The organism is Pseudomonas sp. 22515, assembly GCF_052044625.1.
In the GTDB taxonomy this organism is placed as follows: Bacteria; Pseudomonadota; Gammaproteobacteria; order Pseudomonadales; family Pseudomonadaceae; genus Aquipseudomonas; species Aquipseudomonas alloputida.
Genome location: NZ_JBQENN010000016.1, coordinates 1 through 23,986, shown reverse-complemented (window position 1 = coordinate 23,986; position 23,986 = coordinate 1). Strand labels below are relative to the sequence as shown.

Sequence of the window (23,986 nt, the reverse complement as noted above, 5' to 3'; positions counted from 1 at the left end):
GCATGCTGCTGGCTCACTTGGCGCGGATGATCGAAGTACCTGAAATCGAGCCGATCGAAGAGGGCGGGGTGATCGCCATGGTCGGCCCGGCGGGCATGGGCAAGACCACCACCCTGGCCAAGCTGGCCGCGCGCTACGTGCTCAAGTACGGCGCGCAGAACCTGGCGCTGGTGAGCATGGACAGCTTCCGTATCGGCGCCCAGGAGCAGCTCAAGACCCTGGGCCGCATCCTCAACGTGCCGGTGACTTACGTCGACCCGGGCCAGTCGCTGGCAGCAGCGCTGGAGCCACTGCTGCGCAAGCGCGTGGTGCTGATCGATACTGCCGGCCTGCAAGCCAGCGACCCTGCGCTGCGCATGCAACTGGAAACCTTGGCCGGGCGTGGCATTGCCGCGAAGAACTACCTGGTGCTGGCCACCACCAGCCAGAAGCAGGTGCTGACCGCCGCCTACCACAGCTACAAGCGCTGTGGCCTGGCCGGCTGCATCCTGACCAAACTCGATGAAACGGCAAGCCTTGGCGATGTGTTGAGCCTTGCCATCAGTCATGAACTGCCAGTGGCCTATCTTACCGATGGCCCACGCATTCCTGACGACCTGCACCTGCCGCGGGGCCACCAGTTGGTCACGCGGGCGGTGAATGTGCAGCAGCAGGACGAGCCCAGCGAAGAGGCCATGGCCGACATGTTCGCTGATCTCTATCACAACCCACGGCGAGCGGGTTGACCATGAAGCGTGTGCAAAGTCGCTATGCCAAGGGGCACGCAGAATTGCCCTACGTGTGGCCTGAGTCCCAGCGAGACAAGGTAAAGAACAGACATGGGTAGCATGCATCCCGTACAGGTGATCGCCGTGACCGGTGGCAAAGGTGGCGTCGGCAAGACTAACGTTTCAGTGAACTTGTCCCTGGCGCTGGCCGAGCTTGGCCGCAGGGTCATGCTGCTGGACGCCGACCTGGGCCTGGCCAATGTCGACGTGTTGCTGGGCCTTACCCCCAAACGTACCCTCGCCGATGTGATTGAAGGGCGTTGCGAGCTGCGTGACGTGATGCTGCAGGGCCCCGGCGGTGTGCGCATCGTGCCGGCAGCCTCGGGCACCCAGAGCATGGTGCATCTGGCCCCGGCCCAGCATGCCGGGCTGATCCAGGCGTTCAGCGAGATCGGCGACAACCTCGATGTGTTGGTGATCGATACCGCTGCGGGTATCGGTGACTCGGTGGTCAGCTTCGTTCGCGCCGCCCAAGAAGTGCTGCTGGTGGTGTGTGATGAACCTACCTCGATTACCGACGCCTACGCGTTGATCAAGCTGCTCAATCGCGACTATGGCATGAACCGTTTCCGTGTGTTGGCCAACATGGCGCAGAGCCCGCAGGAAGGGCGCAACCTGTTTGCCAAGCTGACCAAGGTCACCGACCGCTTCCTTGACGTTGCCCTGCAGTACGTGGGTGCCGTGCCGTACGACGAGTGCGTGCGCAAGGCGGTGCAGAAGCAGCGTGCCGTCTACGAAGCCTTCCCTCGCTCCAAGTGCGCGCTGGCCTTCAAGGCGATTGCCCAGAAGGTCGACAGCTGGCCGCTGCCGGCCAATCCGCGCGGCCATCTGGAGTTCTTTGTCGAGCGCTTGGTGCAACCCACCAGCGCGGGACCCGTACTATGAACGCCAGTGGCTTCAAGATGTACAGCCGGGCGGCGAAGGACGCCCAGTACGAGCTGATCGAACGCTACGCCCCGCTGGTCAAGCGCATCGCGTACCACCTGTTGGCGCGGTTGCCGGCCAATGTGCAAGTCGAGGACCTGATCCAGGCCGGCATGATCGGCCTGCTGGAAGTGGCCAACAAATACGACGCCAGCAAGGGCGCCAGCTTTGAGACCTACGCCGGCATCCGCATCCGCGGGGCCATGCTGGACGAAGTGCGCAAAGGCGATTGGGCACCGCGTTCGGTACACCGCAACACCCGTATGGTCAGTGATGCCATGCGTGCAGTTGAGGCCAGAACAGGCCGTGACGCTAAAGATCATGAAGTTGCTGCCGAACTCCAATTGAGTCTCGATGATTACTACGGGATCTTGAACGATACCCTGGGCAGCCGCCTGTTCAGCTTTGACGACCTGTTGCAGGACGGCGAGCACGAAGGGCTGCATGAGGATGGCGCCAGTGGCCAGGTCGAACCTGCGCGCGGCCTGGAGGAGGAGCGCTTCCAGGCTGCCCTGACCGAGGCTATCGCCAACCTGCCGGAGCGTGAGCGCCTGGTGCTGGCGCTGTACTACGACGAAGAGCTGAACCTCAAGGAAATCGGTGAGGTGCTGGGTGTCAGCGAGTCGCGGGTCAGCCAGTTGCACAGCCAATGTGCTGCGCGCCTGCGCAGCCGCCTGGGGGAATGGCGGGCGCGTTGAGCCCACTGTCGTTGCAGTCGTTTTCCACGTTGTACCGAATTGAATGAGTGCGTGCTCGGTAGGCCGAGCGCGTTTGAGACTGCTTGGAGGTCTAATTGGACAAGAACATGAAAATCCTCATCGTTGACGACTTTTCGACGATGCGGCGGATCATCAAGAACCTGTTGCGTGACCTGGGTTTCACCAACACCGACGAAGCCGATGACGGCACCACGGCGTTGCCGATGCTGGAAAACGGTCACTACGACTTCCTGGTGACCGACTGGAACATGCCGGGCATGTCCGGCATCGACCTGCTGCGTAAAGTGCGTGCCAGCGACAAGCTGAAAAGCATGCCGGTCTTGATGGTGACCGCTGAAGCCAAGCGCGACCAGATCATTGAAGCGGCACAGGCCGGCGTCAATGGTTACGTGGTCAAGCCGTTCACCGCTCAGGTGCTCAAAGAGAAGATCGAGAAGATCTTCGAACGCGTCAACGGCTGAGTCACGTCAGGGGGGGCGCGTCATGGATTCATCACAAACGTCTTTGGGCGAGTTCGAGTCGACCCTGAAGAAGCATGCTCAGGAGTTGGTCGAAAGCCTGGAGCGGGGCCGTTTCGGCGAGGCGGTGCAGTTGATTCACGAACTGAACCAGACCCGCGACCGCGGCCTGTACCAGGAAGTCGGCAAGCTGACTCGCGAGCTGCACAGTGCCATCGTCAGTTTCCAGATCGACCCCACCATGCCGCAGGCAGAAGAGGTGTCGCAAATTACCGACGCCACCGAGCGCCTGTCGTATGTGGTCAAGCTGACCGAGGGCGCGGCCAACCGCACCATGGACCTGGTCGAGGAAAGCACACCGGTGCTCAATGAGCTGGCCAGCGAGGCCAAGGCCCTGAGCACCGACTGGCAGCGCTTTATGCGCCGCGAAGTGGCTGCGCCGGAATTCCGTGATCTGGTCAAGCGCGTCGACAGTTTCCTGACGCACAGCGCCGAGGGTAACCGCAAGGTTTCCGGGCACCTCAATGACATTTTGCTGGCCCAGGACTATCAGGACCTGACCGGCCAGGTGATCAAGCGCGTCACCGCACTGGTGACCGAGGTGGAAAGCAACCTGCTCAAGCTGGTGCTGATGGCCAGCCAGGTCGACCGCTTTGCCGGTATAAAACATGACCACGATCAATTGCGTGCAGAAAAAGATCGAGAAAAACATCCGACTCGGGGTGAAGGTCCGCAGATTCATGCCGATAAGCGTGAAGACGTCGTGTCCGGTCAGGACGATGTCGATGATCTGCTGTCCAGCCTTGGTTTTTAAGGAGCACGTTTGATGAGCTTCGGCGCCGATGAAGAAATCCTCCAGGATTTCCTGGTAGAAGCCGGCGAAATACTTGAGCAATTGTCCGAGCAACTGGTCGAGCTGGAAAGCCGACCTGACGATGCCGACCTGCTCAATGCGATCTTTCGCGGTTTCCACACTGTAAAAGGGGGCGCCGGCTTCCTCCAGCTGAACGAGCTGGTGGAGTGCTGCCATATCGCCGAGAACGTGTTCGACGTCCTGCGCAAAGGTGAGCGCCGGGTCGATGCGGAACTGATGGATGTGGTGCTCGAGGCACTGGATACGGTCAACAGCATGTTTGGCCAGGTGCGCGAGCGTGCCGAAGTGACACCGGCCACCCCTGCACTGCTGGCAGCGTTGTCGCGCCTGGCCGAACCTGGCGCAGCCGAAACTGTTGCAGCGCCTGCACCGGCACCGGTTGCCGACGTGTCGGTTGCCGCGCCGGCCGAGGCCGAGGAGCAACACCAGGACATCACTGACAGCGAATTCGAGCAGTTGCTCGATTCGCTCGATGCGGTCAAGGCGCAAGCGGCGGCCGACGAGCAGATGCAGGGCGAGACTGTCAGCGGTGCGGGTGATGAAATCACCGACGCCGAGTTCGAATCACTGCTCGACCAGTTGCACGGCAAGGGCCAGTTCAATGCCGAGGTTGCCGCGCCGCCGGTGGCCGTCAGCAGCGAAGCGGTCAGTGATGAGATCACCGACGCCGAATTCGAATCGCTGCTCGACCAGCTGCATGGCAAGGGCACCTTCCAGGCTGGCGCCTTGCCAGCCGCCCAGGCACCAGCGCCTGCCGCACCCGACAACAGTGCCGCCAGCGATGAAATCAGCGAGCACGAGTTCGAAGCCCTGCTGGACCAGTTGCACGGCAAGGGCAAGTTCGGTGGCGATGTTGCCGCTGTAGAGGCCCCGGCTGCTGTCCAGGCGCAAGCGCCGGCTGCCGCCAAGGCCGAAAGCCCGCCGGTGGCCAAGCCCGCTGCCGCGCCAGCGCCTTCGCCGGCCAGCAAACCTGCCGCGGCGCCTCGCGCGCCGGCCCCGGCCGCCGAAAAGCATGCCGCCAGCGAAGCGGAAACCACGGTACGCGTCGATACCGCGCGCCTGGACGAGATCATGAACATGGTCGGCGAACTGGTGCTGGTGCGTAACCGCCTGGTGCGCCTGGGCCTGAACAGCGGCGACGAGGCCATGTCCAAGGCCGTGTCCAACCTTGACGTGGTCACCGCCGACCTGCAGACCGCGGTGATGAAAACCCGTATGCAGCCGATCAAGAAAGTCTTCGGCCGCTTCCCGCGCCTGGTCCGCGACCTGGCGCGCCAGTTGAAGAAAGAGATCAATCTGGAGCTGGTCGGCGAAGAGACCGACCTTGACAAGAACCTCGTAGAAGCCTTGGCCGACCCGTTGGTGCACTTGGTGCGCAATGCGGTCGACCACGGTATCGAGATGCCCGAGGAGCGTGAAACGTCTGGCAAGGCACGTACCGGCCGCGTAGTGCTGTCGGCCGAACAGGAAGGCGACCACATCCTGCTGTCGATTTCGGACGACGGCAAGGGCATGGACCCGAACATCCTGCGCGCCAAGGCCGTGGAAAAGGGCCTGATGGACAAGGACGCCGCCGAGCGCCTGAGCGAGTCGGACTGCTACAACCTGATCTTCGCCCCTGGTTTCTCGACCAAGACCGAGATTTCCGATGTGTCCGGGCGTGGCGTGGGCATGGACGTGGTGAAAACCAAGATCTCCCAGCTCAACGGCTCGATCAACATTTTCTCGGCCAAGGGCCAAGGCTCCAAGATCGTCATCAAGGTGCCGCTGACCCTGGCGATCATGCCCACCCTGATGGTGATGTTGGGCAACCAGGCGTTCGCCTTCCCGCTGGTCAACGTCAACGAGATCTTCCACCTCGACCTGTCGCGCACCAACGTGGTGGACGGCCAGGAAGTGGTGATCGTGCGCGACAAGGCGCTGCCGCTGTTCTACCTCAAGCGCTGGCTGGTCCAGGGCCAGGTGCACGAAGAGCAGCACGAGGGCCACGTGGTGATTCTGTCGGTCGGCACCCAGCGCATCGGTTTTGTCGTTGACCAACTGGTGGGCCAGGAAGAAGTGGTCATCAAGCCGCTGGGCAAGATGCTGCAAGGCACCCCGGGCATGTCCGGGGCCACCATTACCGGCGACGGTCGCATCGCGTTGATTCTCGACGTCCCGAGCATGCTCAAGCGTTACGCCGCGCGGCGTATTTGATTTCGGTGGCGCGCCCTGGCGGGTTGCGCCGCCTAATGGAGTGTTTATGGCAGTCAAGGTCCTGGTGGTGGATGATTCTGGTTTCTTCCGCCGCCGTGTCTCGGAAATCCTCTCGGCGGATCCAACGATCCAGGTAGTGGGTACCGCGACCAACGGCAAGGAAGCAATCGACCAGGCGCTGGCGCTCAAGCCCGATGTGATCACCATGGACTACGAAATGCCCATGATGGATGGCATTACCGCCGTGCGGCACATCATGCAGCGCTGCCCGACGCCCGTATTGATGTTCTCGTCGCTGACCCATGAAGGCGCCCGCGTCACCCTTGACGCGCTGGATGCCGGCGCAGTGGACTACCTGCCGAAAAACTTCGAGGACATCTCGCGCAACCCTGACAAGGTCAAGCAGTTGCTGTGCGAGAAGGTGCACACCATTTCGCGCAGCAACCGCAGGATCGGCAGCTATGCCAGAACGGCGCCGGTCGCCACGCCAGCGCCGGCCAGCACCTTCGCCAGCCAGGCGCAGACGCGCCCGGCAGCGCCTGCCCGTGCAGCGGCCCCGACACCGGCGGCCTCGCAGTCGCCGGCACCCAAGCGCAAACCCTACAAACTGGTGGCCATCGGTACCTCCACGGGGGGGCCGGTGGCGCTGCAGCGGGTACTGACCCAGCTGCCGGCCAATTTCCCGGCGCCGATCGTGTTGATCCAGCACATGCCGGCGGCGTTCACCAAAGCGTTTGCCGAACGCCTGGACAAGCTGTGCCGCATCAGCGTCAAGGAAGCCGAAGACGGCGACATGCTGCGCCCGGGCCTGGCCCTGCTGGCCCCCGGTGGCAAGCAGATGATGATCGATGGCCGTGGCACGGTGAAGATCCTGCCCGGCGACGAGCGCCTGAACTACAAACCGTGCGTGGACATCACCTTCGGGTCGGCGGCCAAGTCGTACGGCGACAAGGTGTTGTCGGTGGTGCTCACCGGCATGGGCGCCGATGGCCGCGAGGGCGCGCGCCTGCTCAAGCAGGGGGGCAGCACGGTGTGGGCCCAGGATGAAGCCAGCTGCGTGATTTATGGCATGCCCATGGCCATCGTCAAGGCCAACCTGGCGGATGCCGTGTACAGCCTTGACGAAATCGGCAAGCACCTGGTGGAGGCGTGCGTCTGATGGACGTCCTTAGCCTGATCGGTCTGATCCTGGCTTTCGTTGCCATCGTCGGTGGCAACTTCCTTGAAGGCGGTCATGTCGGTGCTCTGGTCAATGGCCCGGCGGCTCTGATCGTGCTGGGAGGCACCCTGGCGGCGGCGTTGTTGCAGTCGCCGCTGTCGTCGTTCAAGCGTGCCTTGCAGATTTTGCGTTGGATCCTGTTTCCACCGCGGGTCGATCTGGCGGGCGGCATCGACCGAGTGGTGAACTGGAGCCTGACCGCTCGCAAAGAAGGCCTGCTGGGCCTGGAAGGGGTAGCGGACAGCGAGCCCGACCCCTATGCGCGCAAGGGCCTGCAACTGCTGGTGGACGGTGCCGAGCCGGAAGCAATCCGCAGCATCCTTGAGGTCGACTTCCTTACCCAGGAAGGCCGTGACATCCAGGCAGCCAAGGTATTCGAAAGCATGGGCGGCTATGCGCCGACCATCGGCATCATCGGGGCGGTCATGGGCCTTATCCATGTGATGGGCAATCTGGCCGACCCGTCGCAACTGGGCAATGGCATTGCCGTGGCCTTTGTCGCCACCATTTACGGTGTGGCCAGTGCCAACCTTGTGCTATTGCCGGTCGCCAGCAAGCTCAAGGCCATCGTCATGCGCCAGTCGCGCTACCGTGAAATGCTGCTCGAAGGCCTGCTGTCGATTGCCGAAGGTGAAAACCCGCGCTCGATCGAGCTGAAGCTGCAAGGCTTCATGGAGTAACCCATGCGTCGCCGTCGTCATACCGAGGAACACGAAAACCACGAGCGCTGGCTGGTGTCGTACGCCGACTTCATCACGTTGCTGTTCGCCTTCTTCGTGGTGATGTATTCCATTTCCTCGATCAACGAGGGTAAGTACAAGGTTATTTCCCAGGCCTTGCTTGGGGTATTCAACGACCCCGAGCGCAGCATGAAGCCGATCCCGATTGGCGATGAGCAGCCGCTGAGCGTGCGCCCGGCCGAACCGCTGGTCAAAGACAGCGAGCAGACCGAAGCGGGCCTGGCGGCGACCAATGTCGACCCGTTGAAAACCATCAGCGATGACGTGCGCGATGCCTTCGGCGACCTGATCAACAGCGACCAGATGACCGTGCGCGGCAACGAGCTGTGGATCGAGATCGAGCTCAACTCGTCGCTGCTGTTTGGCAGTGGTGACGCGATGCCCAGTGACAAGGCGTTTGCGATCATCGAGAAGGTGGCCAACATCCTCAAGCCGTTCGCCAACCCGGTGCACGTCGAAGGCTTCACCGACAACCTGCCGATCCGCACCGCTCAGTACCCCACCAACTGGGAGTTGTCCTCGGCGCGCGCGGCCAGCATCGTGCGCCTGCTGGCCATGGAGGGCGTCAACCCGGCACGCATGGCTTCGGTGGGCTACGGCGAGTACCAGCCGGTGGCCAGCAACGATACCGCCGAAGGGCGCGCACGCAACCGCCGGGTGGTGCTGGTGATTTCCCGTAATCTGGAAGTGCGCCGCAGCCTGACAGGCTCGGGCAGCGCCAATGCCACACCGGATGCCGCATTGCGCCGGGCTGGCACACAAAGTGCACCGGCAACACGAGCAACAGTGGCGGGGCAGTGATACGTCAATTCCCCGTCGCCGCTGTCCCCTGCAGGCGCGGGTTTACCCGCGAGCCGGGCGACGCGGTGTATGGCACCGGTTGCACCGGTGTTCGCGGGTAAACCCGCTCCTACATTGATTGCGCGAGCTTTCGAATTTTGAGCAAGGCAGTGTCCCTGCCAAATCAATAGATAGAGTTTGCTTGATGAGAGTCTGGGCAGTAGCCAATCAAAAAGGTGGTGTCGGCAAGACCACCACTACCATTGCCCTGGCCGGCCTGCTGGCCGAGGCCGGCAAGCGCGTGGTCGTCGTCGACCTCGACCCGCACGGCTCGATGACCAGCTACTTCGGGCACAACCCGGATGCCCTGGAACACAGCTGCTACGACCTGTTCCTGCACAAGGGCACGGTGCCCGAAGGCTTGCCCGGGCAACTGCTGCTGCCCACCAGCGATGAGCGCATTTCGCTGCTGCCGTCGAGTACCGCCCTGGCGGTGCTGGAGCGCCAGTCGCCAGGGCAGAATGGCCTGGGGCTGGTAATCGCCAAGAGTCTGGCGCAGCTGTGGCAGGATTTCGACTATGCCCTGATCGACAGCCCACCCTTGCTGGGGGTGCTGATGGTCAATGCCCTGGCCGCCAGCCAGCAGCTTGTGATCCCGGTACAAACCGAGTTCCTCGCCGTGAAGGGCCTGGAGCGCATGGTCGGCACCTTGGCCATGGTCAACCGTTCGCGCAAGCAGGCGCTGCCGTACCAGATCGTACCGACCCTGTTCGACCGTCGTACCCAGGCGTCGCTGGGCACCCTCAAGCTGCTGCGTGACACCTACGGGCAGCATGTATGGCAGGGCTACATTCCGGTGGATACGCGCCTGCGCGATGCCAGTCGCAAGGGTGTTACGCCTTCGCAGTTCGACAGCAAGAGCCGTGGGTTGATCGCCTACCGGGCGCTGCTCAAGCACCTGCTCACCTACAAGAACGCAGTGCAGGTGGCCTGATGACTCAAACCCGGCAAACCAGCACCCGGCCCCAGATGGCCCTGCAATCGTACCTGGACGGCCTGCTGCAGGAGGCCACCGAGGCCGAAGACCTGAGCGAGCAGCCGGCAGTGGCGGATGAGTTCGCCGAGGCGATGCGCGAGGAGCAGGCACGCGATGCCCGTCAGCCAGCCCGGCCTGAGCCCGCCGAAGCCGCCGCCGCCAGCTTTGCCCCGCGGCCGTTCGCCGAACCCCGTCTGGCGGTACTGCCCAGCGTGATGCCGGTGGAAGCCCCGGTGGTGACGGTGGTCGATCAGGAGGTCGTGGCCGAAGCCAGCATCCCGGTACTGGTCGAAGAACAAACCGTGGAACCGGCTGTGCCGCTGGTCGATGTGCATCTGCCGGCACCCAACCTGCCCGTACCCCCGGCCACTGTCGACGGTCGTCCGGTGTGGGCGGCCGAGCCGTTCGAATGCCTGCTGTTCGACGTTGCCGGCCTGACCCTGGCGGTGCCGTTGGTGTGCCTGGGCTCGATCTACACCCTGGCTGGCCAGGAGCTGACGCCACTGTTCGGCCAGCCCGACTGGTTCCTCGGCATCCTGACCTGCCAGGCCGGCAACCTGAAGGTGCTGGACACTGCGCGTTGGGTAATGCCCGACCGCTACCGCGATGATTTTCGCCAGGGCCTGCAATACGTGATTTCGGTACAGGGCTACGAATGGGGGCTGGCGGTGCATCAGGTCAGCCGCTCGCTGCGCCTGGACCCGTCGGAGATCAAGTGGCGCAGCCAGCGTGGCCAGCGCCCCTGGCTGGCCGGCACCGTAATCGAACACATGTGCGCACTGCTCGACGTCGCCGCACTGGCCGAGCTGATCGCCAGCGGTGCGGTCAAGCAGATGCACGCCAAACAGAAATGACACAGAACATACCGCCAACGGCGGATTTTGAGGGTAGGGGAATGAAAAAGTCGTCTGCACAAGGTTCCGAAGATCCGATCCTGCAGTGGGTTACCTTCCGTCTGGACAACGAGTCCTACGGCATCAATGTGATGCAGGTGCAGGAAGTACTGCGCTACACCGAGATTGCCCCGGTGCCGGGTGCGCCGAGCTACGTGCTGGGCATCATCAACTTGCGCGGTAACGTGGTGACGGTGATCGACACGCGTCAGCGTTTTGGCCTGATGCCGACCGAAGTGACCGACAACACCCGTATCGTCATCATCGAAGCCGACAAGCAAGTGGTCGGCATTCTGGTCGACAGCGTGGCCGAAGTGGTTTACCTGCGCCAGTCCGAAATCGAGACTGCGCCGAACGTGGGTAACGAAGAGTCGGCCAAGTTCATTCAGGGCGTGTGCAACAAGAATGGCGAACTGCTGATCCTGGTCGAACTGGACAAGATGATGACCGAGGAAGAGTGGTCCGAGCTGGAGAACATCTGAGTTGATCCTAGAGGTTGCTGTCATCTTCCTGGCGCTGGCCTGGGCGCTGAGCCTGTGGTTTTTCCTCAACTACAGCAAGCGCCAGCGCGAGCTGGCTGCGCAGCAGGCCGAGGGCGATGCGCTGCGTGACCAGCGCATCAAGGACTTGGCCAAGCGTCTGGATGACTACCAGAACGGCACGGTGCGCATGGGTGAGGCCATCCATGAGCTGCGTGCGACGGTGGCTACCCTGCCAGACCGGCTGGAGCGCCTGGAGCAGCGCGACCCCAGCAACGTTACCTTTAGCCAGGCGGCCAAGCTGGTGGGGATGGGGGCGAGTATCGATGAGTTGACCCAGAGCTGCGGCCTGACCCAGGCCGAGGCGGAGTTGATGAGCAAGGTGTATCGGGCTCCTTGACGGGGGTACCCTCGGCAGCAGGTGCGTCGCCTGGGAAATCGAGCGGCGCCCATGCGTCGCTCGATTTGAAAGGTGTCGCCAGGCCCGTTCAGTAACCGCTGTTCATTTCAGTTGCGAACCCAGGAGTGATTGCCGCCCACGCCGGCGAACCGGTTCAGGGGCAGCAGTTGCTTCAGGGCTGTATTGGCTTGCGAAGGGTTGATGAATGGATAGGTGTTGACACGTGGCATGGTGTGCAGGTTGATGATCTGGCGCAGGGTCCGCAACCCGGGTAGATGGCGATCGACCACTTCAGTGAGCAGCGCCGGCCCGGTGAGATAGCTGAGCGTGTTGGCATAGCGATAGAAACCGCTCGGGTCCTGTTCCAGGCTCGGTCGGCTTTCGTAGAAGTCTGCATGGGTCTGGAAACGTGCGAGCATTTCATCGGAGATCGCATCCAGCAGTGGGTTGCCTGGGTGGCTACCAATGAGGCTGGTGTTGTACAGGCAATTCATGCTCATCTTCTCGTTGGACATCGGCGGTGGCAGCAGCAGCCCATCGGGTGGGGTGCGCAGCTCGACCTGATCGATCGTTTCGCCCTTGCCGTCCGGCAGCAGGAAGTCGTCCACGTCCATGTACAGCCCACCCTCATGGTGCAGCATCCGGTAGCGCAGCACATCGGTCGCAGACGCGTAATTGGTGGCGATGCCACCGTTGCCATCCAGCGCTGCCTCGTACTGCGGGTAATAGCGGCTCTGGCGGAAGGCCCGGAAGAAGCCTTGCTCTTCAAGCGGCAATACCTGCAGCCCTGGCGCCCGGGCTGCCAATAGCCTTGCGTTCTGTTCGTAGGCGGTAGGCGAAGCCTTCGACAGAAACAGGCGCATGCTGTATTCACTGTCGCTCAGGCGCGCGGCGTTGGCGGCAAGGTTGGCCAGCAATGGCTCGCTTATGACTTTGTCGCCGACCCAGAGGCTGGAGATAAGTTTGGGGATGGGGGCGCTGTCCGGGGCCGGTGTCGGAATGGTGACGGGCAGTGGCAGGTCGACACCCAGCGCGCGCAAGGTGCGGGTGCGCATGGCGTCGGTGACTGGGCGCTGCCTGTCGAGCGCCACAAGGTCACGGCTGCCAGGCACTGCGATGTAGGCTTGCGGCTCGACCTCGTTGACGGTTTCCTTGATGATGAATGCGTCGTGCTCCAGGTCATAGACCACGCGTGCATTGTAGGTTTCGATGCTGCATTCCAGGTCGTCCAGTTCGCCATCGTAGTGTGGCAAGCGTATCACCGCGCCGGCAACAGCCGGGTCGCCTTCGTCAAGCGGTGTAATCGGCTCGTGGTGGTGGAAGTACTCTGCGCCTTCTGGCTCGGGAAGCCGTGGTGGACTGGTCGGGCTTAGCGGATAGCCGAGCTGCCCGTTGACCTCGCGCGGCATGACAAAACCATCGCTTTTGAACTCGAACAGGGCCTTGATGCCTGCTGTGCCCTCCGTTGCCAGCGGTACGGCGTTGAACAGCCCCCAGGCGATGTCGCCCACCCCGTCCTGTTTGGCTTTCAGGCTGTGGCCGTTGATCACCTGATCCAGGCCCAGGCCCAACTGGGCAATGCCACCGAGCGCCAGCAGTGGCGCCAGCCCCGGCACCACCAGGCACAGTGGCGCTAGCAGGTTGAGCGTATTGGTGAGGTAGCCTCGCCATTTGGCTTTGGTAACCTGGCTATCGGTGGTGATGACAAAATCGGCATCGTCGTAGCTGCGCTGGCGCTGGCGCTCGGTCAGGGCTGCGAACATATCCCCGGTCAGTTTGGGGTTGTACTTGCCAGGTTTGTAGTTCACGTAGGTTCTGGGGGGCCAGACGCCATCATCGTTGAAATAACCATGTTCAGGTGGCAACCGGTGCCGGTCCGGATAGTCGCCAAGGCCCTCGAGCGCGGTGTCCAGGCCGCTGAAATCGAGGCCCTGAGGGCGGTCGGCGAGCCTGAAGTGTTGTTTGAGTGCCTCGCGTCGGGCGGGGTCCTTGCACTGATCGCCCACCCAGTCCTTGAGCAGGTTCTCGCTGGCGAATTCGAGCAAGGGCGAGCTGTTACCTGGCATGTACAGCAGGGTCAGATCGCTGTGGGGGGCATTGATGTACAGCAGGTCGGTGGCCGCATAGCCATAGATGCTCAGCGTGCTCACCCGTATCTTGAAGCGCTGCGGCATCATGCCGGCGGCTTGCCATGCCAGCTCCCTGGCGGCATCACTCAGGCGCCCCTGGCTGACCTGGGCGTTGCAGGCGGCGATGAAATTGAGCTTGCTTGCCAGGCGGTGACTGTCCTGATGCTCCTGCCAGTAAGCGTCGAGCATGGCTTTGAATGGCTGGTGAAAGTCCAGCGCTTCTATGAACCGCTGGAAAGCTTCAGCCGGTACCTGAACGTGGGTCGAGGCATCGTAACGGGCGGGGGACGATCGCTGGAACAGGCCGTTGTACACTTCGAAGGCGGCGCCCTGATGGCCAAAGCCCAGCGCTGGCAGGCGATCGACCAGCTTCAACGGCCCTTGGGGGAAGGTGCCTGCCCAAGGGTTGGCGAACAGCGCGCCGATGAGGTTGTTATCGGACTCCCCTTGCCAGTTGCCCAGCAGCGCCTGGGTCATGCTCTGGGTCTGCTGGATCGCTGCCACATACCCTTGGTCATCCGGCCGGTAGTGCAGGGTGACCACATCGACGCGATCGGGGTCGATATGCACACCTTGCCCGGCAAGCCACTGCCGGATCAAGCGATTGGCTTCGCGGTCCGGGCGTGGGATGTTGGCCAGATGGTCTACTACGAACTGCACGCCCTTGGCGTTGATTCTGCTGTCGATCATGACGGTCACCTTGTACGTGGGAGGCCGACAAGGTTGGGCGCATGGTGGGGGAGGGGGTGGTAGATAGTTACTTGCCAGTGCCGGGCAGCGGGGGCAATGGTGGGGTGATATCGCGTTCTGTCGGGCGCGGATCATCGAAGCCGGCGGGTACCTTGCCGCGCAGTTGCCAGGCGAAGGCGATGATTTCGGCAATGGTCAGGTACAGCGCTTCGGGTATTTGATCGCCCAGCTCCAGCCGCGCCAGCAGGCGCACCAGCTCGGCGTTTTCGTAGATCGGCACTTCGTGTTCGCGGGCGAGCGCAAGGATGGCCTCGGCCAGGTCCTCGTCGCCCTTGGCGGTGAGGGTCGGTGCCTGATGGCCGTCGTAGTTCAGCGCTATGGCTTGGCGTGGTGTCGTATCGTTCATGCGGTTTCGTCCACCCAGCGTTGTTCCATCCGTGTGCGTGGCCCCTGCGGCGGGATGCCCGGGTGGCACTCCAGGTCGCCGACTTCCAGGCCTCGGGCCACCAGGCGCGCGCGCAGCGCGCCAAGCTGGGCGTCGATCAACCGCGCGGTCTGCTCGCGCTCTGCCCATAGCTGCCCGCTCAGGCGGCCCTCGCTCAGTTGCGCCTGCACTTGCAGGGGGCCGAGTGGGGACAAGTCGAAGGCCAGCTCGATGCGCCACAGGGCTTGCCGAGGGTTTTGGGCTTCATGTTGGCGGTCGGCCTGTTGTTGTGGGGTTTCTTCGCGCTGCAGTTTGACTTGCAGCGGGATGAAGTCCTGGCCGTGGCGGATCGGCACTTCGGTTTGCCAGGTGGTCTGCAGGTTGCCGTTTTCCAGCGTGCCGGTTTGTTGCAGGCTGCTCATGGCGTGGCTCTGCAAACGTGAAATGGCAGCGGCAGCCAGGCGCAGCAGCTGTTGCAGGTCGCCTTCCTCTTCCAGGGCCTTGAGCAGGCGCGACGGTAATGGGAACGCGCCCGGCTGCGGCTTGGGGCTGACCCGCTCGAGCATGCCCAGTGCGCTGCGCGCCAGTATCGGCATGGTCAGGGCCAGGCTGGCGGGGCTCAGAGTGGTGGCCCCTGCCGGGACGGCAGGGGCCTGTGCCATCAGCCGCAGTAAATGCGCTTTGAGGTCGGTGTCGACGCTGGCGGTTGACCCACTCAGCAGCTTCGCTTCGAGAAAGCTGCCGCTGTTGTTCAAGGCCTGGGCCACTGCCTTGGCGTCGCCCAGTTGTCGGGCGTCCGGCAGGCCGGCCAGCAGGCGTTCGGCGCTGGCGCGCAGCTCGCCATCGACGCCTGGGTCGCGGGTGAGCTGTTGCAGGGCGTTGAGCAGGCCGGGCAGCGAGGCTTGACGGTTTTGCTGTGTCAGCAGCTGTTGGGCAATGCTGAGTTGGTCCTGCCTGCCGCTGAGCGGCACGAAGCGCAATGACTGATCACCCTGCACCAGGGCGCTGAGCAGGCTGCCAATGGCCAGCGGGCGCGGGCTGTCGATGCTCAGCGTGGCACCGGCCTGGGTGCTGTTGAGCAAGCTGACCAGCGCCCGGTACACGGCCGGTTGGCCGGGTGCCTGGGCCAGCGGCTGGTTGGTCAGGACCTTGCCTTGCAGCAAGGTGCCGACCGGCACCTTGCTGGTGTCCAGCTGGGTGAGGGTGGCGACCTGGCTGGCGCTGACCTGTTGCAACATGATCGCCAGGCGATTGCTTTCGGTCTGGCTGACGGTGATCTGGCTGCCTTGGGGCAGCGGCTGGCTGGCGTTGGCCTGCAGTTGGGTCTGCACGCCGTTGGCCTGCATCAGCCTTAGCACCAGCTGAAAGTCCTGGCCCGTCTGGCGCAACGATAAAACCTCGGCTTGCGCGGTTTCGCCGGGGGCCAGCAGCCCGGGCTGCGCCTGGATAAGGCGCAGCAGTTCGCCGGTCGTGCCCGCCTTCATGGCTTGGCTGTTGATCGCGGTTTGTGCGCCGAGACTATTGATTTCAGTCATGATTGTATACAACCTGTCGAGCCCGGCCTCTTGGCAGCGCGGCGGCGCGTGTAATAATGCCGAGCGCCCGTGGTTGCCAGTATAACGGCAGCGCGCGGGGCGACTTGAGACACAAGGGTTCTGGAGCGATGTTGGCTGCTTCGCGGGTGAANCCCGCGAAACAGGCGACGCCGCTCCAAAGCCCTACTGAAGATAAGGCGAAACCGTGACCCTTCACCTCCAAGCCGCAGGCCTGGCCTGCGAGCGCGACTGGCGCCTGCTGTTCGAACAGCTCGATTTCGAGCTGGGCGCCGGTGACATGCTGCAGATCAGTGGCCCCAACGGCAGTGGCAAGACCAGCCTGTTGCGCCTGTTGGCCGGGCTGATGCAGCCGACGGCCGGGCAGATTCTGCTGGGTGGCAAGCCACTGGCAGAACAGCGTCATGCCCTGGCCAGCGCCCTGCTGTGGATTGGCCACGCCGCCGGCATCAAGGACTTGCTCACCGCCGAGGAAAATCTCACCTGGCTGTGCGCCTTGCACCAGCCGGCCAGCCGCGAGGCGATCTGGGCGGCGCTGGAGGCTGTCGGCCTGCGCGGTTTCGAAGACGTCCCCTGCCATACCCTGTCGGCCGGCCAGCAGCGCCGCGTGGCGCTGGCCCGGCTGCACCTGGCTTGCCCGCCGCTATGGATTCTTGACGAGCCGTTCACCGCGCTGGACAAGCAAGGCGTGGCGCAGCTTGAAGCGCACCTGGCAGCCCACTGCGAGCAGGGCGGCACGGTGGTGCTGACGACTCACCACACACTGGAACGCAAGCCCTCCGGTTACCGAGAACTGAACCTGGGGCAATGGGCTGCATGAGCGTATTCATTTTGTTACTGCGCCGCGAAGCGCGCCTGCTGTTCCGTCGCCCGGCCGAACTGGCCAACCCGTTGGTGTTCTTCGCCATTGTCGTGGCCATGTTCCCGCTGGCGGTCGGCCCAGAGAGCCAATTGTTGCAAACCTTGTCGCCGGGCCTGGTCTGGGTGGCGGCGTTGCTGGCCGTGTTGTTGTCGCTGGACGGCCTGTTCCGCAGCGATTTCGAAGACGGCTCGCTGGAGCAATGGGTGCTGTCGCCGCACCCACTGGCGTTGCTGGTGCTGGCCAAGGTGCTGGCGCACTGGATCTTTTCCGGGCTGGCGCTGGTATTGTTGGCGCCACTGCTGGCACTGATGCTGGGGCTGCCTAGCCATTGCCTGCCGGTGCTACTCGGTTCGCTGCTGCTGGGGACGCCGGTATTGAGCTTGCTGGGCGCGGTAGGTGCGGCACTGACAGTCGGCCTTAAACGCGGAGGTTTGTTACTGGCGTTGCTGATTCTGCCGTTGTATATCCCTGTATTGATCCTGGGCAGTGGTGCGTTGCAAGCGGCGTTGCAAAATATGCCGGCAACCGGCCATCTGCTCTGGCTCGCCAGCCTGACGGCCCTGGCCGTTACCCTGGCACCCTTTGCGATAGCGGCCGGCCTGAAGATCAGCGTCGGCGAATAACGAGTCCCGGGCTCTCAAGCCCGGCAAATACCCTGGATGTACCCTGATGAAAATAAGCTGGACGTGGTTCCACAAGCTGGGCTCCCCGAAATGGTTCTATGCCATCAGCGGCCGCATGCTGCCGTGGCTGGCCGGTGCTGCCGTGCTCCTGCTGCTGGTCGGCATCACCTGGGGCCTGGCCTTCGCCCCCCAGGACTACCAGCAAGGCAACAGCTTCCGCATCATCTATATCCACGTGCCGGCGGCGATGCTGGCGCAGTCCTGCTATGTGCTACTGGCGGTGGCCGGGGTGGTGGGGCTGGTGTGGAAGATGAAACTGGCCGACGTTGCCCTGCAATGTGCCGCGCCCATTGGCGCCTGGATGACCGCCGTGGCGCTGGTTACCGGCGCCATCTGGGGCAAACCGACCTGGGGCAGCTGGTGGGTGTGGGATGCCCGCCTTACGTCCATGCTCATCCTGCTGTTCCTGTACTTCGGCATTATTGCGCTGGGCCAGGCGATCAGTAATCGTGACAGTGCAGCCAAGGCCTGTGCGGTGCTTGCGATTGTCGGTGTGGTGAATATCCCGATCATCAAGTATTCAGTGGAGTGGTGGAACACCCTGCACCAGGGCGCCACCTTCACCCTTACCGAAAAGCCGGCGATGCCGGCCGAAATGTGGCTGCCGCTGTTGTGCACGGCGCTGGGTTTCTACTGTTTCTTCGGCGCCGTACTGCTGCTGCGCATGCGCCTTGAAGTGCTCAAGCGCGAAGCACGCGCCAGTTGGGTCAGGGACGAAGTATTGAACAGCCTGGGGCGGAGGGCCACACAATGAGCTTTGCCACCTTCGGTGACTTTCTCGCCATGGGCCACCATGGCCTGTACGTGTGGTCGGCCTATGGCATCTGCCTGGCGGTGCTGGCGCTGAATGTCGGTGCGCCACTGCTGGCTCGTCGTCGCTATTTGCAAGAAGAGGCGCGCCGTTTGCGCCGGGAGAACAACCAGTGAATCCGCAGCGCAAGAAACGCCTGTTGCTCATCGTCGGCCTGCTGGTCGGCGTCGGGGTTGCCGTCGGCTTTGCCTTGAGCGCATTGCAGCAGAACATCAACCTGTTCTATACACCGACCCAGATCGCCAACGGCGAAGCCCCGCTGGACACGCGCATCCGCGCCGGCGGCATGGTGGAGAAAGGCTCGGTGCAGCGTTCGGCCGACTCGCTGGACGTGCGTTTCGTGGTAACCGACTTCAACAAGTCGGTACCCATCACCTACCGCGGCATCCTCCCCGACCTGTTCCGCGAAGGGCAGGGCATCGTCGCCCTTGGCAAGCTCAATGCCGACGGTGTGGTGGTAGCCGATGAAGTGCTGGCCAAGCACGACGAGAAATACATGCCGCCCGAAGTCACCAAGGCCCTGAAGGAAAGCGGCCAGGCCGCTGCCGGCGGAGAGACGAAGCCATGAACGCAGCACTGGTAGTCCCCGAACTGGGCCAGTTGGCGATGATTCTGGCCATCTGCTTTGCCGTCGTACAGGCCAGTGTGCCGTTGCTTGGCGCGTGGCGTGGCGACAGCCTGTGGATGAGCCTGGCGCGGCCGGCAGCGTGGGGGCAGTTCGCCTTCCTGGCGTTTGCCTTTGCCTGCCTGACCCATGCCTTCATGACAGACAATTTCTCGGTCGCCTATGTGGCCAGCAACTCCAACAGCGCCTTGCCCTGGTACTACAAGTTCAGTGCGGTGTGGGGCGCCCATGAGGGTTCGTTGCTGCTTTGGGCGCTGATCCTCGGCGGCTGGACCTTTGCCGTGTCGGTGTTCTCCCGGCAGTTGCCGCAGGTGATGCTGGCCCGCGTGCTGGCGGTAATGGGCATGATCAGCGTGGGCTTCCTGAGCTTCCTGATCATTACTTCCAACCCGTTCCAGCGCCTGCTGCCGCAGGTGCCGACCGATGGCCGTGACCTCAACCCGCTGCTGCAGGACTTTGGCCTGATCGTTCACCCACCCATGCTCTACATGGGCTATGTGGGCTTCTCGGTGGCCTTCGCGTTCGCCATTGCCGCCTTGCTCGGCGGCCGGCTGGACGCTGCCTGGGCGCGCTGGTCGCGGCCGTGGACCATCGTCGCCTGGGCTTTCCTGGGTGTTGGCATCACCTTGGGGTCGTGGTGGGCCTACTACGAACTGGGCTGGGGTGGCTGGTGGTTCTGGGACCCGGTGGAAAACGCCTCGTTCATGCCTTGGCTGGTGGGCACCGCACTGATCCACTCGCTGGCGGTGACCGAGAAACGCGGGGTGTTCAAGAGCTGGACGGTGCTGCTGGCAATTGCCGCATTCTCCCTGAGCCTGCTGGGTACCTTCCTGGTGCGTTCCGGGGTGCTGACCTCGGTGCACGCGTTTGCCGCCGACCCGTCGCGGGGTATTTTCATCCTGTTTTTCCTGCTGTTCGTGGTCGGCGGGTCGCTCACCCTGTTCGCCCTGCGCGCACCGGTGGTCAAGAGCCAGGTCGGTTTCGCCCTGTGGTCGCGTGAAACGCTGCTGCTGGCCAACAACCTGGTGCTGGTGGTCGCGGCTTCGATGATTCTGCTTGGTACCCTGTACCCATTGGTGCTCGATGCCCTGACCGGGGCCAAGCTGTCGGTCGGCCCGCCCTATTTCGACGCCTTGTTCCTGCCACTGATGGCGCTGCTGATGGTGGTGCTGAGCGTGGGCGTGGTGGTGCGCTGGAAGGACACCCCGGGCAAATGGCTGGTCAGCATGATGACCCCGGTATTGATCGGCAGTGCCATCCTTGCCCCGGTTGCCGGCTTTATCGTCGACGACTTCGACTGGCCGACGCTGACGGCCTTCGCCCTGGCCGCCTGGGTAGTGCTTGGCGGGCTGCGTGACATTTTCGACAAGACCCGCCACAAGGGCCTGGTCAAAGGCCTGCCGGGCCTGGGCCGCAGCTACTGGGGCATGCAACTGGCGCACCTGGGCCTGGCGGTGTGCGCGCTGGGCGTGGTGCTGTCCAGCAACAACAGCGCCGAGCGCGACCTGCGCATGGCGCCGGGCGAAAGCGTGGAGCTGGGTGGCTATCACTTCCTGTTCCAGGGCGCCAAGCACTTCGAGGGGCCGAACTTCATCTCTGACAAGGGCACCATCGTGATCAGCCGCGATGGCCGTGAAGTGACCACACTGTACCCGGAGAAGCGCCTGTACACCGTGCAACAGTCGATGATGACCGAAGCGGGCATCGACGCCGGCTTTACCCGCGACCTGTACGTCGCGCTTGGCGAGCCACTGGAGAATGGCGCCTGGGCTGTGCGCATACATATTAAGCCTTACGTCCGCTGGATCTGGCTGGGCGGTCTGCTGACCGGCCTGGGCGGGTTGCTGGCGGCCCTCGACCGGCGCTACCGCGTCAAGGTCAAGACCCGGGTGCGTGATGTCCTGGGCGTGTCTGGAGCAGCTGCATGAAGCGTTGGATCATGGTAGTGCCCCTTGCAGTGTTCCTGCTGGTGGCGGTCTTCCTCTACAAGGGGCTTTTCCTCAAGCCCGACGAGCTGCCATCGGCAATGATCGGCAAACCGTTCCCGGTGTTTTCCCTGGCGTCGACACAGGGGGACCGCACCCTGACTCAGGCCGACTTGCAGGGGCGCCCGGCACTGGTCAACGTGTGGGCCACCTGGTGCCCGTCGTGCAAGGTCGAGCACCCGTACCTGAACCAGCTGGCACAGCAGGGGGTGGTGATCCATGGGGTCAACTACAAGGATGACAACGCCGCCGCGCAGAAGTGGTTGGCCGAGTTCCACAACCCCTATCAGCTGGATATTCGTGACGAACAGGGCAGCCTGGGCCTGGACCTTGGGGTGTATGGGGCGCCGGAAACCTTCCTGATTGATGCCAAGGGCATCATCCGCTACAAGCACGTCGGCATCGTCGATGCCACGGTCTGGCGTGAACAGCTGGCGCCGTTGTACCAGGGCCTGATTGATGAGGCCAAGCCATGAGGCGTTGGCTGGCAGCTGCGGTGCTGGGCATGAGCCTGGCCGGTGTGGCCAAGGCGGCTATCGACACCTACCAGTTTCGCGACGAGGCAGAGCGCGAGCGTTACCAACAGTTGACCAAGGAACTGCGCTGCCCCAAGTGCCAGAACCAGGATATTGCCGACTCCAACGCGCCGATTGCTGCCGACCTGCGCCGAGAAATCTTCCGCATGCTTGGCGAAGGCCAGAGCAACCAGCAGATCATCGATTTCATGGTCGACCGCTATGGCGACTTCGTGCGCTACAAGCCGGCGCTCAGCGGGCGTACCTGGCTGCTGTGGTTTGGCCCGGGGATCTTGCTGGCCGGTGGCTTCGTGGTGCTGGCGGTGATCGTACGCCGGCGCCGTGCTACGGCCGTGCAGGGCGTCGATGAGTTGTCTGCCGAAGAACGCGAGCGTCTCGCCAAACTGCTGGAAAAAGAACAGACCCATGATTGAATTCTGGCTTAGCGCGGGCCTTCTGCTGCTCGCTGCCCTCAGCTTTTTGCTGCTCCCGATCCTGCGTGGCCGCCGTCGCCAGCAGGAAGAAGACCGCACGGCCTTGAACGTGGCCCTTTACCAGGAACGTGTCGCCGAGCTGGCGGCCCAACAAGCCGCCGGTGTGCTCGATGAGGCGCAGATGGCCAAGGGCCGGGACGAGGCTGCCCGCGAGCTGCTGGCCGATACCGAAGGCGCCGAGGCCCCGCGCCAGGGGCATTTGGGCAAGGCCCTGCCGCTGCTGGCTGCGGTACTGGTACCGCTGATGGCGCTGGGGCTGTACCTGCATTTTGGGGCGGCCGACAAGGTGGCGCTGACCCAGGAGTTTGCCGAGGCTCCCAAGTCGATGGAAGAAATGACCACGCGCCTTGAACGCGTGGTGCAGGCCCAGCCGGATTCGGCCGAGGCCATGTATTTCCTTGGCCGGGCCTACATGGCCGAGCAGCGCCCCGCCGATGCCGCGCGTACGTTTGAACGGGCCGTGGCCCTGGCTGGCCGCCAGCCCGAGCTGCTGGGGCAGTGGGCCCAGGCCCAGTACTTTGCCGCCAACAAGCAGTGGAGCCCGCAATTGCAGGCGCTGACTGACGAAGCGCTGAAGGCGGACCCCAACGAGGTGACCAGCCTGGGCCTGCGCGGTATTGCCGCGTTTGAAGGCGAGCGCTATCAGGAAGCCATCGACTACTGGAAACGCTTGCTGGCGCAGTTGCCAGAAGGTGATGCATCGCGAGCGGCGTTGCAGGGGGGGATCGACCGTGCCGCCGAGCGCCTGGGTGGCGCGCCAGTGCAGGCTACCGAGCCTGCACCTGTGGCGGCTCGCCTGAAAGTGCGGGTGGAACTGGCGGCTGCCTTGAAGGACAAGGTTCAGCCGGACGACACGGTGTTTATCTTCGCTCGCGCCAGCAATGGCCCGCCGATGCCGCTGGCGGCCAAGCGGGTGACCGTGGCGCAGTTGCCGATCGAGGTGGAGTTGTCTGATGCTGATGCGATGATGCCGCAGATGAAACTGTCGCAGTATGCCGAAGTCCAACTGGTTGCACGTGTTTCACGCGCGGGTCAGCCTACCCAGGGTGAGTGGATTGGCCAGGGGGCGCCGTTGTCTAGCGCCACCCAGGCTACCCAGCGCCTGACCATCGACACTCCAGACCAGTAAGAGAGCAATGCCATGCACAGCACCGTCCGCCTGACCCTGATTACCTTGGCCCTGGGTTTGTCTGCGTGTACGGTGCATGAGCCGTACGAGCAGCCCGCGCCACCGATCGAGCGTGTGCCGCCGTCGGGGCCGGTGGTCAAGCCCTTGCCGGGCAGGCAGCCTTCCACTTCGCCGAGCAAGCCGGCGGCGATACCCAAGCCCATGCCGCGTACCTCGGCCAGCTTTGCGCCACCGCCTGGCGGGGCAAGCCACTGGGATCCCAAGCTGGGTGTATATGTGTTGGAGAAACAGCCCAATACCTTCTACCGGCAGCGTACGTACTATCGGTTTGATAACGGCTGGAGTTGGTCGTTGAGCCCGAATGGGCCTTGGCAGGAAACTGACAGCAGTGGTGTACCCGGTGGGTTAGGGCGCGCGTTCGCACAGTAACGCTGTTTCTGTTTCTGTTTCTGTTTCTGCTTTTGCTTGTAAGCGCGCGATAGTTCAGGCGACGCAGATTGCGACTTCAGGAGGCCGAGCGGAGGGCTTGCGAAGGGAGGTGACGGGCATGGATGCCCGTCAAGCGCTGAGGCCCCATGGATGGGGCCTGCAGCGCGTACTC

General features: G+C 63.4%; 26 protein-coding genes. 23 read left to right on the top strand and 3 right to left on the bottom strand.

Translation table 11 applies throughout. The annotated features are described in order from the left end of the window. The 13 genes from ACTJJN_RS16180 to ACTJJN_RS16120 all read left to right on the top strand — a co-directional run. Positions 1-725, top strand: a 725-nt coding sequence (locus ACTJJN_RS16180; RefSeq protein ID WP_440781420.1) for a flagellar biosynthesis protein FlhF, incomplete at its 5' end; no start/stop codon positions are given. A 93-nt stretch (positions 726-818) separates the two neighbouring features. Continuing rightward, the gene (gene fleN, locus ACTJJN_RS16175) at positions 819-1,652 is read left to right on the top strand and encodes a flagellar synthesis regulator FleN (RefSeq protein ID WP_003254408.1); all 834 of its coding nucleotides are present in this window, start codon (positions 819-821) and stop codon (positions 1,650-1,652) included. Continuing rightward, entirely contained in the window at positions 1,649-2,389 is a 741-nt protein-coding gene (gene fliA / locus ACTJJN_RS16170) for an RNA polymerase sigma factor FliA (RefSeq protein WP_003254406.1), read from the top strand. The genes fleN and fliA overlap by 4 nt, the downstream gene beginning before the upstream one ends. 107 nt (positions 2,390-2,496) lie before the next feature. Further along, positions 2,497-2,871, top strand: a complete 375-nt coding sequence (locus ACTJJN_RS16165) for a chemotaxis response regulator CheY (protein WP_010955070.1) — start codon at positions 2,497-2,499, stop codon at positions 2,869-2,871. A gap of 22 nt (positions 2,872-2,893) precedes the next feature. Next, positions 2,894-3,682, top strand: coding sequence for a protein phosphatase CheZ (locus ACTJJN_RS16160; RefSeq protein WP_003254403.1), 789 nt, complete (start codon positions 2,894-2,896; stop codon positions 3,680-3,682). 12 nt (positions 3,683-3,694) lie between these two features. Continuing rightward, positions 3,695-5,938 carry a chemotaxis protein CheA gene (locus tag ACTJJN_RS16155; RefSeq protein WP_012051646.1) on the top strand — a complete coding sequence of 748 codons (2,244 nt, stop codon included), beginning with the start codon at positions 3,695-3,697 and terminating at the stop codon, positions 5,936-5,938. Between the two features lie 46 nt (positions 5,939-5,984). Further along, positions 5,985-7,097, top strand: a complete 1,113-nt coding sequence (locus ACTJJN_RS16150; RefSeq protein ID WP_324737058.1) for a protein-glutamate methylesterase/protein-glutamine glutaminase — start codon at positions 5,985-5,987, stop codon at positions 7,095-7,097. Then, the gene (locus ACTJJN_RS16145; protein WP_003254399.1) at positions 7,097-7,837 is read left to right on the top strand and encodes a flagellar motor protein; all 741 of its coding nucleotides are present in this window, start codon (positions 7,097-7,099) and stop codon (positions 7,835-7,837) included. Before ACTJJN_RS16150 ends, ACTJJN_RS16145 begins: the two co-directional genes overlap by 1 nt. Positions 7,838-7,840: 3 nt before the next feature. After that, positions 7,841-8,698 (top strand): flagellar motor protein MotD, encoded by an 858-nt coding sequence (gene motD, locus ACTJJN_RS16140; RefSeq protein WP_440781419.1) that lies wholly within the window; start codon positions 7,841-7,843, stop codon positions 8,696-8,698. A 184-nt stretch (positions 8,699-8,882) separates the two neighbouring features. Continuing rightward, complete coding sequence (locus ACTJJN_RS16135; protein ID WP_010955064.1) at positions 8,883-9,671, top strand: ParA family protein; 789 nt, start codon at positions 8,883-8,885, stop codon at positions 9,669-9,671. After that, entirely contained in the window at positions 9,671-10,567 is an 897-nt protein-coding gene (locus ACTJJN_RS16130) for a CheW domain-containing protein (protein WP_088513373.1), read from the top strand. The genes ACTJJN_RS16135 and ACTJJN_RS16130 overlap by 1 nt, the downstream gene beginning before the upstream one ends. A gap of 41 nt (positions 10,568-10,608) precedes the next feature. Next, entirely contained in the window at positions 10,609-11,088 is a 480-nt protein-coding gene (locus ACTJJN_RS16125; RefSeq protein ID WP_003254393.1) for a chemotaxis protein CheW, read from the top strand. Between the two features lies 1 nt (position 11,089). Continuing rightward, on the top strand, positions 11,090-11,485 hold the full coding sequence (locus ACTJJN_RS16120; protein WP_012051649.1) for a DUF2802 domain-containing protein: 396 nt from the start codon (positions 11,090-11,092) through the stop codon (positions 11,483-11,485). Between the two features lie 107 nt (positions 11,486-11,592). On the opposite strand, the gene ACTJJN_RS16115 is transcribed toward ACTJJN_RS16120, so the two are convergent. The 3 genes from ACTJJN_RS16115 to fliK form a co-directional block, all read right to left on the bottom strand. Further along, entirely contained in the window at positions 11,593-14,304 is a 2,712-nt protein-coding gene (locus ACTJJN_RS16115; RefSeq protein WP_017148174.1) for a dermonecrotic toxin domain-containing protein, read from the bottom strand. A 67-nt stretch (positions 14,305-14,371) separates the two neighbouring features. Beyond that, positions 14,372-14,710, bottom strand: coding sequence for an EscU/YscU/HrcU family type III secretion system export apparatus switch protein (locus tag ACTJJN_RS16110; RefSeq protein WP_014755796.1), 339 nt, complete (start codon positions 14,708-14,710; stop codon positions 14,372-14,374). Continuing rightward, a complete protein-coding gene (fliK, locus tag ACTJJN_RS16105; protein WP_014755797.1) occupies positions 14,707-16,263 on the bottom strand; it encodes a flagellar hook-length control protein FliK in 1,557 nt (518 codons plus the stop codon). The genes ACTJJN_RS16110 and fliK overlap by 4 nt, the downstream gene beginning before the upstream one ends. Before the next feature lie 205 nt (positions 16,264-16,468). On the opposite strand from fliK, the gene ccmA reads away from it, so the two are divergent. The 10 genes from ccmA to ACTJJN_RS16055 are packed head-to-tail and all read left to right on the top strand — an operon-like array spanning position 16,469 to position 23,814. Beyond that, positions 16,469-17,101, top strand: coding sequence for a cytochrome c biogenesis heme-transporting ATPase CcmA (gene ccmA / locus ACTJJN_RS16100; protein WP_003254385.1), 633 nt, complete (start codon positions 16,469-16,471; stop codon positions 17,099-17,101). Next, on the top strand, positions 17,098-17,766 hold the full coding sequence (ccmB, locus tag ACTJJN_RS16095; protein WP_012051653.1) for a heme exporter protein CcmB: 669 nt from the start codon (positions 17,098-17,100) through the stop codon (positions 17,764-17,766). The genes ccmA and ccmB overlap by 4 nt, the downstream gene beginning before the upstream one ends. Positions 17,767-17,812: 46 nt before the next feature. Then, positions 17,813-18,580, top strand: coding sequence for a heme ABC transporter permease (locus tag ACTJJN_RS16090; protein WP_012051654.1), 768 nt, complete (start codon positions 17,813-17,815; stop codon positions 18,578-18,580). Next, the gene (ccmD, locus tag ACTJJN_RS16085) at positions 18,577-18,753 is read left to right on the top strand and encodes a heme exporter protein CcmD (RefSeq protein WP_003254380.1); all 177 of its coding nucleotides are present in this window, start codon (positions 18,577-18,579) and stop codon (positions 18,751-18,753) included. The genes ACTJJN_RS16090 and ccmD overlap by 4 nt, the downstream gene beginning before the upstream one ends. Continuing rightward, complete coding sequence (gene ccmE, locus ACTJJN_RS16080; RefSeq protein WP_003254379.1) at positions 18,750-19,205, top strand: cytochrome c maturation protein CcmE; 456 nt, start codon at positions 18,750-18,752, stop codon at positions 19,203-19,205. Before ccmD ends, ccmE begins: the two co-directional genes overlap by 4 nt. Then, positions 19,202-21,190, top strand: coding sequence for a heme lyase CcmF/NrfE family subunit (locus ACTJJN_RS16075; protein ID WP_012051655.1), 1,989 nt, complete (start codon positions 19,202-19,204; stop codon positions 21,188-21,190). The genes ccmE and ACTJJN_RS16075 overlap by 4 nt, the downstream gene beginning before the upstream one ends. After that, on the top strand, positions 21,187-21,723 hold the full coding sequence (locus tag ACTJJN_RS16070) for a DsbE family thiol:disulfide interchange protein (protein WP_003254377.1): 537 nt from the start codon (positions 21,187-21,189) through the stop codon (positions 21,721-21,723). Before ACTJJN_RS16075 ends, ACTJJN_RS16070 begins: the two co-directional genes overlap by 4 nt. Then, entirely contained in the window at positions 21,720-22,196 is a 477-nt protein-coding gene (locus ACTJJN_RS16065) for a cytochrome c-type biogenesis protein (RefSeq protein WP_012051656.1), read from the top strand. The genes ACTJJN_RS16070 and ACTJJN_RS16065 overlap by 4 nt, the downstream gene beginning before the upstream one ends. Next, positions 22,189-23,385, top strand: coding sequence for a c-type cytochrome biogenesis protein CcmI (gene ccmI, locus ACTJJN_RS16060; RefSeq protein ID WP_003254375.1), 1,197 nt, complete (start codon positions 22,189-22,191; stop codon positions 23,383-23,385). Before ACTJJN_RS16065 ends, ccmI begins: the two co-directional genes overlap by 8 nt. Before the next feature lie 12 nt (positions 23,386-23,397). Beyond that, a complete protein-coding gene (locus ACTJJN_RS16055) occupies positions 23,398-23,814 on the top strand; it encodes a hypothetical protein (RefSeq protein WP_017148176.1) in 417 nt (138 codons plus the stop codon). The last annotated feature ends 172 nt before the right edge of the window (positions 23,815-23,986 follow it).